The sequence below is a fragment of the Planotetraspora kaengkrachanensis genome (assembly GCF_016862895.1).
In the GTDB taxonomy this organism is placed as follows: Bacteria; Actinomycetota; Actinomycetes; order Streptosporangiales; family Streptosporangiaceae; genus Planotetraspora; species Planotetraspora kaengkrachanensis.
The window spans coordinates 190076-204341 of the sequence record NZ_BONV01000002.1 but is presented as its reverse complement, the minus strand read 5'-3'; the positions used below and the strand labels follow the sequence as shown (position 1 = coordinate 204341).

Annotated in this window: 17 protein-coding genes and 1 riboswitch; of the genes, 12 read left to right on the top strand and 5 right to left on the bottom strand. The window is 71.5% G+C overall.

From position 1 onward, the window contains the following. Nucleotides 1-4 precede the first annotated feature (4 nt). From Pka01_RS03770 to Pka01_RS03755, 4 genes are all read left to right on the top strand, one after another. Nucleotides 5-1621, top strand: coding sequence for a PucR family transcriptional regulator (locus tag Pka01_RS03770; RefSeq protein WP_203881138.1), 1617 nt, complete (start codon nucleotides 5-7; stop codon nucleotides 1619-1621). Nucleotides 1622-1725: 104 nt separating this feature from the next. Then, complete coding sequence (locus Pka01_RS03765) at nucleotides 1726-2055, top strand: PadR family transcriptional regulator (protein WP_203881137.1); 330 nt, start codon at nucleotides 1726-1728, stop codon at nucleotides 2053-2055. Between the two features lie 130 nt (nucleotides 2056-2185). After that, the gene (locus tag Pka01_RS03760; RefSeq protein WP_203881136.1) at nucleotides 2186-3445 is read left to right on the top strand and encodes a hypothetical protein; all 1260 of its coding nucleotides are present in this window, start codon (nucleotides 2186-2188) and stop codon (nucleotides 3443-3445) included. 327 nt (nucleotides 3446-3772) lie between these two features. Further along, entirely contained in the window at nucleotides 3773-4132 is a 360-nt protein-coding gene (locus tag Pka01_RS03755) for an STAS domain-containing protein (RefSeq protein WP_203881135.1), read from the top strand. Here the strand turns inward: Pka01_RS03755 and Pka01_RS03750 are convergent. Continuing rightward, nucleotides 4046-5014 (bottom strand): sigma-70 family RNA polymerase sigma factor, encoded by a 969-nt coding sequence (locus Pka01_RS03750; RefSeq protein WP_239114710.1) that lies wholly within the window; start codon nucleotides 5012-5014, stop codon nucleotides 4046-4048. The genes Pka01_RS03755 and Pka01_RS03750 overlap by 87 nt on opposite strands. A 246-nt stretch (nucleotides 5015-5260) precedes the next feature. On the opposite strand from Pka01_RS03750, the gene Pka01_RS03745 reads away from it, so the two are divergent. Beyond that, a complete protein-coding gene (locus tag Pka01_RS03745; protein WP_203881134.1) occupies nucleotides 5261-6091 on the top strand; it encodes an alpha/beta fold hydrolase in 831 nt (276 codons plus the stop codon). Nucleotides 6092-6138: 47 nt separating this feature from the next. On the opposite strand, the gene Pka01_RS03740 is transcribed toward Pka01_RS03745, so the two are convergent. Then, on the bottom strand, nucleotides 6139-7239 hold the full coding sequence (locus Pka01_RS03740; protein WP_203881133.1) for a winged helix DNA-binding domain-containing protein: 1101 nt from the start codon (nucleotides 7237-7239) through the stop codon (nucleotides 6139-6141). Beyond that, complete coding sequence (locus Pka01_RS41135) at nucleotides 7236-7364, bottom strand: hypothetical protein (protein ID WP_275414423.1); 129 nt, start codon at nucleotides 7362-7364, stop codon at nucleotides 7236-7238. Before Pka01_RS41135 ends, Pka01_RS03740 begins: the two co-directional genes overlap by 4 nt. Nucleotides 7365-7495: 131 nt before the next feature. Between Pka01_RS41135 and Pka01_RS03735 the strand changes: the two genes are divergently transcribed. The 6 genes from Pka01_RS03735 (at nucleotide 7496) to Pka01_RS03710 (ending at nucleotide 12490) form a co-directional block, all read left to right on the top strand. After that, nucleotides 7496-8071, top strand: a complete 576-nt coding sequence (locus tag Pka01_RS03735) for a TetR/AcrR family transcriptional regulator (RefSeq protein WP_203881132.1) — start codon at nucleotides 7496-7498, stop codon at nucleotides 8069-8071. A gap of 136 nt (nucleotides 8072-8207) precedes the next feature. Beyond that, entirely contained in the window at nucleotides 8208-8996 is a 789-nt protein-coding gene (locus Pka01_RS03730) for an SDR family NAD(P)-dependent oxidoreductase (RefSeq protein ID WP_203881131.1), read from the top strand. Between the two features lie 14 nt (nucleotides 8997-9010). Next, nucleotides 9011-9193, top strand: a riboswitch (cobalamin riboswitch). A 151-nt stretch (nucleotides 9194-9344) separates the two neighbouring features. After that, nucleotides 9345-10385 carry an ABC transporter substrate-binding protein gene (locus tag Pka01_RS03725; protein ID WP_203881130.1) on the top strand — a complete coding sequence of 347 codons (1041 nt, stop codon included), beginning with the start codon at nucleotides 9345-9347 and terminating at the stop codon, nucleotides 10383-10385. Further along, the gene (locus tag Pka01_RS03720; protein WP_239114709.1) at nucleotides 10382-11461 is read left to right on the top strand and encodes a FecCD family ABC transporter permease; all 1080 of its coding nucleotides are present in this window, start codon (nucleotides 10382-10384) and stop codon (nucleotides 11459-11461) included. The genes Pka01_RS03725 and Pka01_RS03720 overlap by 4 nt, the downstream gene beginning before the upstream one ends. After that, nucleotides 11458-12285, top strand: coding sequence for an ABC transporter ATP-binding protein (locus Pka01_RS03715; RefSeq protein ID WP_203881129.1), 828 nt, complete (start codon nucleotides 11458-11460; stop codon nucleotides 12283-12285). The genes Pka01_RS03720 and Pka01_RS03715 overlap by 4 nt, the downstream gene beginning before the upstream one ends. A gap of 55 nt (nucleotides 12286-12340) precedes the next feature. Further along, nucleotides 12341-12490: a (2Fe-2S)-binding protein gene (locus Pka01_RS03710; RefSeq protein ID WP_203881128.1), complete on the top strand. Its 150-nt coding sequence runs from the start codon at nucleotides 12341-12343 to the stop codon at nucleotides 12488-12490. Nucleotides 12491-12518: 28 nt separating this feature from the next. Here Pka01_RS03710 and Pka01_RS03705 read toward each other — a convergent pair whose 3' ends face one another. Next, on the bottom strand, nucleotides 12519-13133 hold the full coding sequence (locus tag Pka01_RS03705) for a TetR/AcrR family transcriptional regulator (RefSeq protein ID WP_239114708.1): 615 nt from the start codon (nucleotides 13131-13133) through the stop codon (nucleotides 12519-12521). Nucleotides 13134-13267: 134 nt separating this feature from the next. Here Pka01_RS03705 and Pka01_RS03700 point away from each other — a divergent pair, with 134 nt between their 5' ends. Beyond that, the gene (locus tag Pka01_RS03700) at nucleotides 13268-13894 is read left to right on the top strand and encodes an LUD domain-containing protein (RefSeq protein WP_203881127.1); all 627 of its coding nucleotides are present in this window, start codon (nucleotides 13268-13270) and stop codon (nucleotides 13892-13894) included. Between the two features lie 178 nt (nucleotides 13895-14072). On the opposite strand, the gene Pka01_RS03695 is transcribed toward Pka01_RS03700, so the two are convergent. After that, nucleotides 14073-14219 carry a hypothetical protein gene (locus Pka01_RS03695; protein ID WP_203881126.1) on the bottom strand — a complete coding sequence of 49 codons (147 nt, stop codon included), beginning with the start codon at nucleotides 14217-14219 and terminating at the stop codon, nucleotides 14073-14075. Nucleotides 14220-14266 lie beyond the last annotated feature (47 nt).

The window sequence follows — 14266 nt, the reverse complement described above, 5'->3', positions numbered from 1 at the left end:
GGGCGTGGGTCAGCGACCGCGTGCCAGCCTCGGCCGGGTCCTGGACGACCTGGGCTCCACCCTCCTCGAGCTCGTCGCCGGCGACGTCGACCAGCCGGAGGGCATCAGCGCCCTGGCCATCTTCGACCCGCTCGACGAACCCGTACTCGCCCCCCGCTCGCTGGTGCTGGGCGTCGGGGTCGACCCGGCGGGCGGCAACCTGGCGCCGCTGCTGCGCGCACTCGGTGACGACGGTACGGCGGGCCTGGTCGTACGGGCGCCGGTCGCCCTGACCCCGGAGGTGCGCGCGGCGGTCCAGGACAGCGGCGTGGCCCTGATCGGACTGCGCCGGGGCGCCACCTGGGCGCAGCTCACCGCCCTCATCCGCGCGATGCTCGCCGAAGGCGACATCGGGGTCACCGGCCACGAGTCCCTCGGCGGCCTGCCGTCCGGTGACCTGTTCGCGGTGGCCAACGCCGTGGCCGCCCTCCTCGACGCACCCATCACCATCGAGGACCGCAGTTCGCGGGTGCTCGCCTTCTCCGGCCGCCAGGACGAGGCCGACCCCTCCCGGGTGGAGACCGTCATCGGCCGCCAGGTGCCCGAACGGTACGCCACCCGGCTCACCGAGATGGGGGTCTTCCGCGACCTCTACCGCTACCACGCCCCGGTCGTCGTCAGCCCCCTGGACCTGGGCTATGACGGCATGACGGTGCAACGCGTCGCCATCGCGGTCCGCGCCGGCGACGAGGTCCTGGGTTCGATCTGGGCCGCCATGGACGGCGAGGTCGACGGCGAACGGATCCAGGCCCTCCTGGACGCGTCGAAACTGGTCGCGCTGCACCTGCTGCGGCTGCGGGGCGGCGCCGACGTCCAGCGCAGACTGCGGACGGACCTGATCGGCACCGTCCTGGAAGGCGGCGCCGGGGCGCGGGACGCGCTGGCCCGGCTCGGCCTGTCCGGCCGCCGCCTGGTCATCGTGAGCGCCGGCCTGCTCGCCGGCGACGACCACGCGCACGCCGACCTCGAACGCCTGGCCGACGCCCTGTCGGTGCACCTGTCGGCGACCGTGCCGTCCTCCGCTGTCGCCGCCGTCGGCGGTACGGTCTACGGCCTGCTGCCGGTGGTCACGGCGACGGCCGGCCCCGAGCAACGGGTCGCCCGGCTGGCCGCCGACTTCGTCGACCGCGTGGACGGCAATCTGCACGCGGTCGTGGCGGTCGCCCCGGCGGGTTCGGACATCAGCGCCATCGTCCACGGCAAGGCGCAAGCCGACCGCGTGCTGCGGGTGATGCGTGAGGGTCACACCGGCCTTCGGGTGGCCCGCCTCGACGACGTCCAGACGCTCGCCCTGATGCTGGAACTGCGCGACCTCGCCGCCGCCCGCGACGAACGCCCCGGCGGCGCGATCGCCCGCCTGATGGAGTACGACGAGCGCAACAACGCGGGCCTGGTCGAATCCCTCGAGGCCTGGCTGGACGCGCTCGGCGACGTGGGCAAGGCGGCGGCCGCCCTGTTCATCCACCCGAACACGCTGCGTTACCGCCTGCGCCGGGTCGTCGAGGTGGGCGAACTCGACCTGAACGACCCGGAGCAGCGGTTCGCGGCGATGCTGCAACTGCGCATCCTGGCGCAGCGCTGAACGTCATTTGATGCAGGGTCGGGGGCCGATCAGCCGCCGGCAGCTCCGCAACCGGTTCCGAGTAGGGCTTGCGCACTAACTCTATCTAGGTAGATATTGGGGTCATGGCACGCACGCGACGCCCGTCCCCGCAGACCGCGGCGGTGCTCATCGCACTCGCCGAGTCAGGCGCGGGATGGAACCACGGCTACGACCTGTGCCGCGCCCTCGACCTGAAGGCGGGCACGGTCTACCCGATCCTCATCCGGCTCTTCGAGCGCGGGCTGGTGGAGACCTCCTGGGAGACCGACCCGCCGCGCGGGCGACCGGCCCGGCACCTGTACCGGCTCACCACGGCGGGCGCCGAACTCGCGCGCACCGTCGCGGTGCCGGCGCCCGCCGATGACGGCGCACCCGCCCCCGGCGCGGCCCGGCTCGCGCCCAGGACCACCTGACCCGCGACCACCCGACCTGGACCACCCGAGAACCACCCGAGAACCACCCGACGTGCGGACCGCCTGACCCGCGGCCGCCCGACCCCCGACTTCTCGACCACCGGCCAGCCCTGCCGTTCGGAGGCCCCCGATGCTCGACTTCCTCCTCTTCCTGGGGGTGCTCGCGCCCGCGCCCCTGCTCGCGATCGTGGTGCTCACGGCCCGGCTGCGTGGCGCCGTACGCCAGGGCGGTGCGGGGACGCTCGCCGCCCGCGTCCGCGCGGCGTGGCGGGGCGGCACCCGACGCCCCGTGTGGCTCGCACTGATCGGTGTCGCCGCCGGTGCGGCGCTGCTCGCCTTCGGCCTGGGGCGCGCGTACCTGGCCTCGGTCGAGAACGGCCCGCGTTGGGGCTTCGATGTGGTGCTGCTGTCCATGGTGCTCGGACTGCTCGCGGCGGCCGGGTGCGGCGGGCTCGCCGGTCTGGCCGCCGCCGCGGTGGCCCGCGCCCGCGGATTCGGAGCCGGGACCGTCGCGGGGCTGCTCGCCATCGTCGCCGTAGCCGCGGGCACCGCGTCCGTGCATCTGCCGCTGCGTGCCGCCTACCTGGGTGCGCCCGGCGATTTTCCCGTCGTCGTGAACCTCGCCGCCGCCGACCTGCTCATACCGTTCGAGGTGTTCCTCGCCGCTCTGGTCTGGGCTCTGCCGTGGCCCGTCCTCGGAGCCGCGCTCGGCGCCCGCGCCGAGACCGCGGGCCGCCGACGCGCGGTACGCGACGCCTGGCAACTCCTGCTCGACCTGGCCACCGCCGACCTGCCCGAGAGCCGGTCCGCGTGGGGAGCCGCGCTGCGGTCCGAGCTCGCGGCGATCGACCCGCCGGCCGAGCGCCGCAGGTTCGCCTTCGGAGGAGCGTGGGCCGCGCTGCGGTCCGGGCGGCCGCACGGCGCGTGGATGCAGGCGGCCGGGGTGGCGCTCCTCGTGGCGGGTGGGTCGTTCGCCGCCTCGCGCTGGTCGCTCGCACATGACCGGGGCGGCATACTCGGCTTCTGGGTGCCCGCCCCGAGCGCACTGCTGCTCGCCGTCGCGCTCGCCACGGCCTGGCGTGACCGATCCTTCGGGTCAGGGCTGCGCGCCGGAGCCCTGGGAGGGATCGCGGCACTGGTGGCGGTGATCGCCGTCGGCATACCCGAGGCCGTGTTCTGGATGCGCGAGCGAGGCGGTTACCTGAGCACCGGCGACGCCGTCCCGCCGACGTGGCAGGCGGCGGTCCTCGACGTGCTGCGTCCGGAGTTCATCGTGGTCATGATCGTCTTCTGGGGCGTGGGTGCGGTCGGCGGCGCGGCGCTCGGCACGGCGCTCGGACGCCGTCGAACCGGCGCACCCGACGATCTCCCGGCGGCCGCCCCCCGCTGACGGCCGCCCGGCCGGACCCCTTGTCAGGGAGATCCATACTTAGACAGATCTTGATCGACGGCATGGGCGTTGTCGAGCAGATGCGATGAGATTTCCGTGGATCACCGTGCTGATGCGATGCCAGGTACCCATTGAGATCGGAATCTGCGAGCCACGACCGGGTGCACCACCCTTCGTCCGCCGAGCCGTTCACCGCCTTGCACTGGGCGGGCGCGGCGGTGACGATCTGCCTGCCGGAATGCGACCGCGACGCCGCCGGCCGGCGGGAGCGCAGAGGTTCCCGGCACCGCGGCGATGAGTTCCCGCGATGCCGGCGGTCCTATTCACATGGCGGCCTCCGCGACCACTTTCGCCATCGGCGCGACGCTCACGCGTGCGGACATCCCTGTCCTGTGCGCCGACCTCGCCGAACTGGTCCGCGGACGCGTCGGCGGCGTCGTGGTCTGCGACGTGGCCCATGTGGTCCACCCGGGCGTGGTGACGGTCGAGGCGCTGGCCAGGTTGCGCCTCACCGCGCGGAGGCACGGCTGGCGTCTGGCGGTCGCCGGCGCCGGGCCGGACCTGCTCGAGCTCGTACGCCTGCTCGGGTTGACCGACGTGCTATTCGAGGTGGGCCGGCAGTCCGAACAGCGGGAAGAGGCGTGCGGTGTCGAGGAAGTTGTTGATGGCCGCGATCCGCCCGGCTGAGATCTCCAGCACCGTCAGCCCCCACGGGTCGTGACCGGAGCCGCCGAGGGCGGGCCGGTACTGCCCGAACGCCGGCATGCCGTTGGCCACCACCGGCACCAGGCGCGAGCCGCGGCAGCCGCTGCCCGTGCCGGCCATCCAGGCGACGATGTCGTCGGGGCCGCGCAACCACAGCGGGAGCGGCGGCATCGACAGCGTCGCGTCGTCGTGCAGCAGCGTCGTCAGCGCCTCGAGGTCGTAGTCTTCGAACGCCTTCACATACCGAGCGAGCAGGGCCTTCTGCTCTTCGTCCAGAGGCTCGTGGACGTCGGCTGCGGTGTCGGTGGCCGCGATGGTGGCCCGGGCGCGCTGGAGTGCGCTGTTGACGCCGGCCACCGAGGTGTCGAGCAGTTCGGCGACCTCCTGGGCCGACCAGGCGAGCACCTCCCGCAGGATCAGCACGGCCCGCTGCCGAGGTGGCAGGTGCTGCAGCGCGGCGACGAACGCCAGCCGGATCGACTCGCGCTCGGCCACCACGTTCGCCGGATCGGCGACTTCCGCCAGCACCCGGCCGTCCGGCACCGGGCCCACCCAGATCTGGTCGGGGCGCGGCTCGCCGGGATCGGTGGCGCGGCCCGACCCGGCCGGTCCGAGATCCATGGGCCGGACCCGCAGTTGAGCGCTGGAGAGCATGTTCAGGCAGACGTTCGTCGCGATCCGGTACAGCCAGGACCGCAGCGTCGAGCGTCCTTCGAACCGGTCGAAACCACGCCAGGCGCGTACCAAGGTGTCCTGTACGGCGTCTTCGGCTTCGAAGGCGGACCCCAGCATCCGGTAGCAGTAGCCCGTCAGCTCAGGCCGGTACTCCTCCAGCCGCGACTCGATCGGTGCATTGGTCGCCACATCGTTCACTCTGTCGAACCTAGCGGGCGACTACGACTTTTTCGGGGGCGAAGTGGCATCCTCCCCGACATGGGGTCGGGGTCGGCCACGCCTGCCACCATGCCGACGGCCGAACCGCACCAGGTGCTCATGACGTGGATGCTTACGAGCGTGCGGAAAAGTCGCCCCGCCCCGGGCGATGAGTTTTCCGGGCCCGCCCGGTCTGAAAGCACGTCAAGCCGAACGGGACCTACGCAGGGAGCAATCATGACCGCCACGGAATGGACCGCGGAGAGCGCCGGCTCGGGTCGGTACGCCGAAGTCAACGGAATCAACCTGTACTACGAGACGTACGGGACGGGATCCCCGATGATCCTTTTGCACGGAGGTCTCGGCTCGGGGGAGATGTTCGGGCCGATCATCCCCACGCTGGCCGACCACCACCAGGTCGTCCTCGTCGACCTGCAGGGGCACGGCCGTACAGCCGACATCGACCGGCCGCTCGACGTCCGGCTGATGGCCGATGACGTCGCCGCGCTCATCGACCACCTCGGCCTGCGGAAGCCGAGCGTGGTCGGCTACTCCCTCGGCGGCGGGGTGGCGTTCCAGGTCGCGATCAGGCACCCGGAGAAGGTGGGCCGCCTGGTCATGGCGTCGGCGCACGTCAGCCGCGACGCGATCCACCGGGAGATCCTCGAGCAGCAGGGCCAGGTGAGCGGGGCCGCGGCCGAGTTCATGAAGGACACCCCGATGTACGAGCTCTACCAGCGGGTGGCCCCCCATCCCGAGTACTTCCCGAAGCTGCTCGACAAGATCGGAGAGGCGATGGCGCAGGACTTCGACTTCTCCGAAGACGTCGGTGGCCTGCGGATGCCGACGCTCGTGGTCGCCGCCGACGCCGACATGGCGCCGCCGAGCCACTTCGTCGAGGTCTTCAAGCGCCTCGACGGCGGGCTGCGCGACGGCGGCTGGCAGGGCGAGGCCCGGCCCAAGGGAGGCCACGCACTGGCGATCCTGCCCGGTCTCACGCACTACGACATCTTCCTGTCACCGCTCTTCGCGGCGGTCACCCTCGCCTTCCTCGACCAGGAGAGCTGAACCGGTCCGTCCGCCCCTGGCCCGGATCCCGGTGGCCGACGCCGTGCTCAGGGCGACCTGGTCGCGCCCGGACCGCCATAGGCCACGTTCTCACCTCCCACGAACGGCAGCAGGCGCTCCGCCTCCTGCTCCAAGGCCGCGCGATCGGTCGCGGACAGCGGGCGGAACGGGGTGAGGCGCAGGGTGTCGCCTTCGAGGGACCAGCTTCCGCGCACGTGGCCGTCCACGAGGAAGGTGGGCCGTACCCGTGCCTGGCCGGGCATCACGTGATTGCGGTCCTCGTGGCTGATGATGCGGGTCCGGTCGGCGTGACCGAGCAGGGCGTTGTCGAAGGCGGGCAGGAGTCGCACGGGGGCGGGCGCGTCGGGATCGGGCAGTTCCGCGTCGGCCAGGTCGATCAGTTCCCTGCCGTCGGGGCCGCGGTAGTGGCGCAGCTCGGCGCGCATGTCGGAGACGATCTCGCCGAGGCGGGTCAGCCCGGACCAGGCCTGTACGTCCATGGTCCCGGCCGGCCCGAACGCCGCCAGATAGCGGCGGATCAGGTCCTTGGCGGTCGCCGGGGCCATGGGCCGGCCGAGCCAGATCTCGGCGGGTGTGACGGAGACGGCCGACCGGGTGCCCCAAGAGCCCCATGCGCCGGTGGCCGGGTTGTGGATGAGAGGCGTTCTGAGCTCGACCTCTCCGGCGAGGGTGCGCCCGTCCCGGCCCGGGTGGCGTTCGGCCAGCCGTCGGGCCAGCTCCTTTCGCGGTGTCATTCCGTCCGCCAGCAGCTCAAGCCCGGTGGCGACCAGTGAGGCGGGGTCCAGGCCCGCGCTGTTGCGGGCGAAGTACGCCGAGCGGGCGGTGCGGTCGAGCACGGGCTGCAGCAGCGGCCGCAGCCGGCGGAAGTCGTCGGCCGCGGCGAGGTGCTGGGTGCTGCGGAGCAGGCCGGAGCGGACCACCGTCCGATCCTGCAGCAGTGTGGTGAGCCGGGAGTGGGTGAAGCCGTGGATCCTGCTCCACAGCCCGACGTAGGGCCAGTTGGGCTCTTGCGCCTGCAGCGCGACCAGGCGCCCGATCACCTCCAGCGGGGTGTGATCGGTGCGGACCAGCAGGAACTGGCGGTCCAGCAGGGCCCGGTTCAGGGCCCTGTTCGAGAGGGTCGTCATGACAGCCGCACCGAGACGTTGCCCCGGCAGGAGCCCTGGAGCAGGGACAAGAACCCGCCCTTGACGTCCGGCTGCGGGTGGACGAAGCGGCCCTGCGCGGCCGGCTGGATCTCACGGGTGATCATTTTTTGGTCCTCAGGTCGGTACGGCCTTCGAGATCGACGCTAAAGAGGATTCCGGCCACTTTTTGACCGGAAGTTGGGCGACACGGCTCACAATTGTGGACAGATCGGTTCCTTATTTGTATGGTCGTCGCATGGGCAGGCCAAGAACGTTCGACATCGACGCGGCGGTGGATCGCGCGATGACGTTGTTCTGGCGTCAGGGGTTCGAGGCGACCTCGACGGAGGATCTCGTGGAGGGTCTCGGGATCACCAGAGGCAGCCTGTACAAGGCGTTCGGATCCAAGGAGCAGCTCTATGCGATGGCGCTTCGCCGTTACTGTCAGCACCACGCGGCGGGGTTGATCGAGATGCTGGACCGGGCGGAGCAGGTGCGTCCGGCGATCCGGGCGGCACTGCTGGAGCTGGTGGAGGCCGACCTGGCCGATCCGGTGCCAGGGTGCCTACTGGTCAACGCGGCCACGGAGCGCTCGGCGCATGCGGACACGGTGCAGCAGGTCTCCAGCACCATGGGCCAGGTCGAGTCGGCCCTGGCCGGGGCCTTGGAGCGGGCCCGGGCCCGCGGTGAGATCGCGGCCGACAAGGAACCGAGGGAGCTGGCCCAGTTCCTGACCACGTTCCTGCAGGGTCTGCGGGTGATGGGCAAGGCCCGCGCGAATCGCGCGTTCCTCGAAAACGCCGTCGAGGTGGCCGTGCGCGCCCTCGACTGACTTTTTGCCGCCCGAATTAGGAACCGATCAGTCAACAACTGGGCGGCCGACCTTGAACCGCAGGGCAAGGCCGCAGTCCCCACCTGCTTTTTGTCACCCCAATTGGGAACCGATCAGTCAACAACTAGGAGTAACAGTGGATCTCGAACTGCAGGGCAAGGTCGCCGTCGTGACCGGCGCGAGCAAGGGCATCGGCCTGGCCACAGTGGCGGCGTTGCTCAATGAGGGCGCGAACGTGGTGGCGAGCAGTCGCACGAGCACCCCCGAACTCGACGCCTTGGCCGCACGCGGCGCAACCGTGGTGTCGGCCGACATCACCGACGCGGGTACGCCGCAGCGGCTCATCGACGCCGCGTTGTCGACGTACGGGCGGCTGGACGTGCTGGTCAACAACGTGGGCACCGGCAGCGTCCGGTCGAGCTTCCTCGACGTCGACGACGCCGAGTGGGCGCGGATGTTCGACGTGACGTTCTTCAGCGCCGTGCGCACCAGCAGGGCGGCCCTGCCCGCTCTGCTGGACACCGGCGGGGTGATCGTCAACATCAGCAGCATCAACGCCCGGCTGCCGTTCCCGATGGTGGTCGACTACTCCGCGGCGAAGGCGGCGATGACCAACCTGACCAAGGCCCTGTCGGAGGAGTTCGCGCCGCGCGGAGTGCGGGTCAACGCCGTCTCGCCCGGCCCGGTGCGTACCCCGTTCTGGACCGCCCCGGGCGGGTTCGCGGACGCCGTCGCCGCCGGCGCCGGAGTCACCGCCCAGCAAGCGCTCGACGAGGTGGTGCCGCGGAACATGGCGATCAGCACCGGCCGGATCACCGAGGCCGCCGAGGTCGCCGACCTTGTGCTGTTCCTCGCCTCCGCCCGCTCCGCCAACACCACCGGCGCCGAGTTCACCCTCGACGGCGGCCAAGTCAAGACGACTTAATTCTGCGCGACCCCTTATGCGAAGATGATCCGCGTAGGCGACGGCGGAACGAGGAAGCCGGTATGAATCCGGCGCGGTCCCGCCACTGTGATCGGCGAGCGGACCCCGACGATGCCACTGCCCGGATTCCCGGGTGGGAAGGCCGGGGCGAGCATCGACCCGAGAGCCAGGAGACTCACGCGGTCGCCTCCTCAGGAATTGGGGCGGATCTCCCCAAGAGAGGACGGTGGGTCGTGTGCCGCGCTCCTTTGCGCTGCGGACGCCGACGCTCTCGGGGCGGTTCGTCTCCCGCTCGCCGTGGTCGCCGTCGAGGAACGGTGGCCGCGGCCCGTCGTCAGGAGACCGTCGATGAGCCTTCCCCACCGGGTGAGCGGTGCGGGCCGCGCCGGCCACGCGTTCCGTCCGCTCCGGTCGCTGTCGCCGATCGCGGTGGCCTTGCTGCTGCTCGCGGGATGCGGTGCGCAGCAGGTCCCGCCGTCGGCGGCCGGTCCGTCGCCGGCGAGCGGTTCCGTCGCGGGCTTCCCCGTGACCGTCGCCGACTGCGGCGTGACGGCCACCTACCAGGGGCCGCCGCGGCGGGCGGTGTCGCTCAACCAGCACGCCACCGAGATCATGCTCGCTCTCGGGCTGGAGAAGTCGATGGTCGGCACGGCCTACCTGGACGACTCGATCCTGCCCGAGTACAAGGCGGCGTACGACGGCGTCAAGGTGCTGGCCGAGGATTACCCGTCGTACGAGGCGCTGCTGTCGGCCGAGCCCGACTTCGTGTACGGCGGGTTCGCCAGCGCCTTCGACGAGAAGGAGGGACGCGGCCGGGACGCTCTCATGAAGGCCGGCATCGGCACCTACCTCAACACGGAGGGATGCACCGAGGGCCCGGTGACCACGGCCCAGGTCGACGAGGAGGTCCGGAACATCGGAAAGATCTTCGGCGTCTCCGACCGCGCCGACCGGCAGATCACGGCGATGCATGACGTCCTCGACGACGTCCGCGTGAAGATCGACGGGGTCGATCCCGTCACGGTGTTCGTCTACGACAGCGGCGACAAGACGGCCTTCACGGCGGGCGGCGCCGGCATCGGCAACGAGATGATCAAGCTGGCGGCCGGGACGAACGTGTTCGCCGACCTCGGCAAGGCGTTCGGCGACGTCTCCTTCGAACAGGTGGCGGAGCGGGCGCCCGACGCGATCGTCATCTACGACTACGGCGACGAGTCCGTGGAGCAGAAGAAGGCGTTCCTGCTCGGCAACCCGGCGCTCAAGGACGTGCCCGCGATCAAGAATCGGCGGTTCGCGGTGTTGCCGCTGTCGTCGACCGTGCTGGGAGTCCGGGTGCCGGTGGGCGTGCGGTCGCTCGCCCAGCAACTGCACCCGGACCGCTTCGCGTGACCGGAACGACGACCGGCGTGCGGCCGGCGCCCGTGCCGGCCGTCGCCCGGCGCGGGCGGCTGCCGTACGTGCCCGTGCTGGTCCTGCTCGGGATCCTCGTCGTGGCCGCGGCCACTGCCGGGATCGCGTTCGGGTCCGTACCGCTGCCGCCCGGCCAGGTCTGGGGCATCCTGCTGCACCGGCTCGTGCCGTCCCTGGTCGATCCGGCGTGGCCGCCGGTCAGGGAGACGATCGTGATGGACGTTCGCCTGCCGCGGGTCGTGTTGGGAGGTGTCGTCGGCGCAGGCCTGTCGGTCTGCGGAATGGCCTTGCAGGCCGTCGTTCGCAATCCGCTGGCCGACCCGATGTTGCTGGGCGTCTCGTCGGGGGCCACGGTCGGGGCCGTGCTCGTGCTTGTGGTCAACGTGTCACTGCTCGGCGCGTTCTCGCTTCCCGTGGCGGCCTTCGCCGGAGCTCTCGTGGCTCTGCTGCTCGTCTACTTCCTGGCCCGCACCGGCGGTCGGATGACCACGGTCAGGCTGGTCTTGTCCGGGGTGGCGACGGGGGAGGTGCTGTCGGCCGTCGCCGGTTATCTCATCGTCTCCTCCGGAGACCCGCGCAAGACCGAATCTGCGCTCAGGTGGATGCTCGGAGGTCTCGCCGGCATCACCTGGGACCTCGTGTGGATTCCCGCGGCGGCGGTCCTGCTGGGGACGGGTGCGCTGCTCGGTGTGAGCCGCCCGCTCAACCTGCTGCTGGCGGGCGAGGAGGCCGCCGCGTCCCTTGGGCTGAACGTCCACCGCTTCCGCGCCGCGCTGTTCGTGCTCGTCGCCCTGCTCGTCGGGGCGATCGTGGCGGTCAGCGGCTCGATCGGATTCGTCGGCCTGATGATGCCGCACGTGGTGCGCCTGCTCGTCGGAGCGGACCACCGCCGTGCGCTGCCCGCGGTGGCGCTGCTGGGCGCGGCCTTCATGATCGCCGCTGACCTGGCCGCACGCACCCTGACGGCGCCAGAGGAGATCCCGATCGGCATCCTGACCGCGTTGACCGGCGGCCCGTTCTTCCTCTGGCTGATGCGGCGGAAGGCGGCCCGATGAGGGAGACGGGCACGCCCGCGACGTTGCGAGCAGAGAAGGTCAGCGTTGTGATCGGCGGCCGTGCGCTGGTGCAGGACGTCACATTCCAGGTCGGACCCGGGGAGGTCGTCGCGCTGGTCGGCCCGAACGGCGCCGGCAAGTCCACCCTCCTGCGCACCCTCTACCGCGCACTGCGGCCGACGTCGGGCCGGGTGCTCCTCGACGGCGAAGACGTGTGGCGCATGCCGGGCAGGCGCCTCGCGCGGCGGCTGGCCGCCGTCCTGCAGGAGACGCCCGGCGAATTCGACCTGACGGTGTACGACGTGACCGCCATGGGCCGCACTCCCTACAAGCGGGCCTTCCAGGGCGACGACGCCGACGACCGGCGCATCATCATGGACGCCCTGGAGTCACTGGACGTCGCCGATCTCGCCGAGGCGCCTTTCGACCGGCTGTCCGGGGGAGAGAAGCAACGCGTCCTCATCGCCCGCGCCCTGGCCCAGGGGACGGGGACCATGGTGCTGGACGAGCCGACCAACCACCTCGACATGCGTCATCAGCTCGACGCGCTCCAGCAGGTGCGACGGCTCGGCGTGACGGCGATCGTCGCGCTGCACGACCTGAACCTGGCCGCGGCCTTCGGCGATCGGATCTGCGTGCTGAACGCCGGCCGGGTCGTCGCGACCGGCCCGCCCGCGGCGGTGCTCACCCCCGCGCTGCTCGAGGAGGTCTACCGGGTCACCGCGGACGTGCACAGCGACCCCCGCACCGGTATCCCGCAGATCAGCGTCATGCCGTACGGCCGGTCCGCGTCGCCGGGCGCGGACGGGAGACCGCCGAAGTGACGCCGCCGCAGCCTGCGCCACGCGCGACCGTCGCCGCCGCGCTGGCCGGCTGGTCATGAGCCTGCTCGACACCGGCGACCTGCGAGACACCGGCGTCGTCATGGGTCCGGACCTTCAGTTCCGGCGCCGCAGTTGCTGCCTGTACTACCGCGTACCCGGCGCCCGGAGGTGCGGGGACTGCTCCCTGGACCGGGATCCCCGCTGAGGCGACGGCCGCCGCGCCGCCGTGACCGTCAGGGGCGGCAGACGCGCCGCACGAGGTCCTGCCAGCTGTCGCTGAGTTGCCGCTCCGACTGCTGGGGGGACCGGGTGAGCGTGGTCGCCGACAGGTAGAGCAGCAGGGGGCCGTCGAGCGCGGCGGTGAGCTGGACGGCGAGGAGGTCCAGGTTGGCCGGGCCGAGGTCGATCTGGCCGAGCAGCATCCGGATGTGGGTGCGCGACAGCGGCGACTGGGATCCGGCGGGGACGGCCTGGCGGCCGTCGAGGGCGGAGCGGGCGATCTCCCGATGCTCCAAAAGGAAGCGGATCCGGGCGTGGCCGTAGGCGACGAGCCGGTCCAGCGGCGGGGCGCCGGGACCCAGCGGGGGCGGGCCGCAGAGCACCTGCTCCTGGAAAACGCGTTCGCCGTCGTCCAGCAGGGCGCCGAAGATGCCGGCGCGGGTGCCGAAGCGGCGGAACACGGTTCCCTTGCCGAGCCCTGAGCGTTCGGCGAGGGCGTCCATCGTGAGCCGGTCCGGGCCGAGTTCGGCGAGCATCTCGCGGGCCGTGGCGATCAGGTGCTGCCGGTTGCGCGCGGCGTCGGCGCGCTCCGGGCGCGGTGGCCCCCACGACGCGTCGGACTGTTTCACGCGACCCACCCTACCGTCGGCCGAATAAGCGGGGTAAAGTCCGGTTACGCCGCTCGCGGCTCAGGGCTCCCCGACGCCGATGGCGCCGACCTCCTGGCCGTGTGCGGCTCCGTATCGCTGACAAGGAGAAACTCATGACCACGATTGACACATCGGAGCGCTTCGGCACGTTGCCCGACGACGCGACGCTCTCGGCGACGGTGGTGGCGCTGGAGGAACACGGGTTCAGCGTGGAGGTCGTCGACGACTTCGACGCCGCCCGCCGTGCGGCGTTGGCACGCATCCCGCACGGCTCGTCCGTGATGACCAACACGTCGGTGACGCTGCAGGAGACCGGCATCGAGGACGCCGTCAACGCCGACGGTCCGTACGAGTCGGCGCGCAACAAGATGATGGCGCTGGACTTCCAGACCCAGGCGCAGGAGATGAAGGTGATCGCCGGCCAGGCCGAATACGCCCTGGGCAGCGTGCACGCCGTCACGCGTGACGGAACGCTCGCCATCGCGTCGTTCTCCGGCAGCCAGCTCGCGACGTACGCGTGGGGAGCCGCCAACGTGATCTTCGTCGTGGGGGCGCAGAAGCTGGTCCCCACGCTGGAGGTCGCTCACGAGCGGATCCGCCTGCACAGCCTGAAGCTGGAGGACATCCGGGCGCAGGCCGCTTACGGCCAGCACAGCAGCATCGGCAAGATCCTCGAGATCCACCAGGAACTGCCCGGCCGCATCCACATCATCCTGATCCGGCAGGTCGTCGGCTTCTGACCGATCTGGCGGGCGACCGTCGGTGACGCCGCCGGCGTCATCGGCACGACGTTCCCGCGGCGCCCCCGGGCGTCCCCGCCGACGTGCCGGGCGAGGTCGTGATCGCCGTTCGCGCGACCGCGACCCCGCCCGGGCCTCGCACCAGCCGTGCGGGCCTCGCACCAGCAGTGGGCGGAGGTCAGGCGTCCCGGCGGCGCAGCACGAGGAGGCCGCCGACGAGCGTGAGGGCGGTCCAGAGCACCAGGATGCCGAGCCCGGTCCACGGGCCGTAGTCGCGGGCCCAGCGCGGATCGTCCTGCGGCCCGGCGAGATGCATGACGACCATGCCGACCTGGTCGGGGGCCGCACTGCTGGTCCGGGATTCCGGAGTGC

Coding starts and splice junctions, on each gene's coding strand:
- Pka01_RS03725 (WP_203881130.1), top strand. CDS start 9,345: ATGAGCCTTCCCCACCGGGTGAGCGGTGCGGGCCGCGCCGGCCACGCG.
- Pka01_RS03745 (WP_203881134.1), top strand. CDS start 5,261: ATGACCGCCACGGAATGGACCGCGGAGAGCGCCGGCTCGGGTCGGTAC.
- Pka01_RS41135 (WP_275414423.1), bottom strand. CDS start 7,364: ATGATCACCCGTGAGATCCAGCCGGCCGCGCAGGGCCGCTTCGTCCAC.
- Pka01_RS03765 (WP_203881137.1), top strand. CDS start 1,726: ATGGCACGCACGCGACGCCCGTCCCCGCAGACCGCGGCGGTGCTCATC.
- Pka01_RS03695 (WP_203881126.1), bottom strand. CDS start 14,219: ATGGTCGTCATGCATCTCGCCGGGCCGCAGGACGATCCGCGCTGGGCC.
- Pka01_RS03735 (WP_203881132.1), top strand. CDS start 7,496: ATGGGCAGGCCAAGAACGTTCGACATCGACGCGGCGGTGGATCGCGCG.
- Pka01_RS03755 (WP_203881135.1), top strand. CDS start 3,773: ATGGCGGCCTCCGCGACCACTTTCGCCATCGGCGCGACGCTCACGCGT.
- Pka01_RS03760 (WP_203881136.1), top strand. CDS start 2,186: ATGCTCGACTTCCTCCTCTTCCTGGGGGTGCTCGCGCCCGCGCCCCTG.
- Pka01_RS03710 (WP_203881128.1), top strand. CDS start 12,341: ATGAGCCTGCTCGACACCGGCGACCTGCGAGACACCGGCGTCGTCATG.
- Pka01_RS03740 (WP_203881133.1), bottom strand. CDS start 7,239: ATGACGACCCTCTCGAACAGGGCCCTGAACCGGGCCCTGCTGGACCGC.
- Pka01_RS03715 (WP_203881129.1), top strand. CDS start 11,458: ATGAGGGAGACGGGCACGCCCGCGACGTTGCGAGCAGAGAAGGTCAGC.
- Pka01_RS03700 (WP_203881127.1), top strand. CDS start 13,268: ATGACCACGATTGACACATCGGAGCGCTTCGGCACGTTGCCCGACGAC.